We start from the raw sequence: 533 nt of genomic DNA on the forward strand, positions 1-533 counted from the left end.
CCACCGTGTGCCCTAAAAAACTTGGCCACAAAGATGCTCGCGTCCACTATGCAAATCTCAAACAACAAACAGCGACCAAACCCGCTCCGCCACCAACACCCACCACCAACACACCACCAGGTGTGTAGCGCTGAGCTGGTCTGACAGGAGGCCGGTCCCGCATGAGGCACCAACAGACACCCACCCCGAACCCGGGGCAGGCACCAGGGCCACCACCAACCGGCAGCAGCCCTGACCATGGTCCGTTTCCTCAGGACCCAACAGTGTGTTCGACCCGGCCCGACCCCTGATGCCGGCCTTCCCACTCCCCACACCCCTCCGAAGAGGACCGCGAGGCGGTACTAGCCGGTCAGCGATCACGCCGACCCGAGTAGCCAGTGCTCCACTAATGAGCGTGCCGAGCGTGAGACGTTCGCTCACGAACACGGCGTAGACCCCACAGCTCACGCTGTGAAGGCCGGTGCTCCTTAGAAAGGAGGTGATCCAGCCGCACCTTCCGGTACGGCTACCTTGTTACGACTTCGTCCCAATCG

The 533-nt window shown here is 62.3% G+C and carries 1 rRNA gene; it reads right to left on the reverse strand.

Annotation, left to right across the window (positions count from 1 at the left end):
* Window positions 1-471: 471 nt before the first annotated feature.
* Window positions 472-533, reverse strand: a 16S ribosomal RNA gene (locus tag ACTOQ1_RS42960); the annotation flags it as partial.

The organism is Streptosporangium sp. OZ121 (genome assembly GCF_051918885.1).
Lineage (GTDB): Bacteria > Actinomycetota > Actinomycetes > Streptosporangiales > Streptosporangiaceae > Streptosporangium.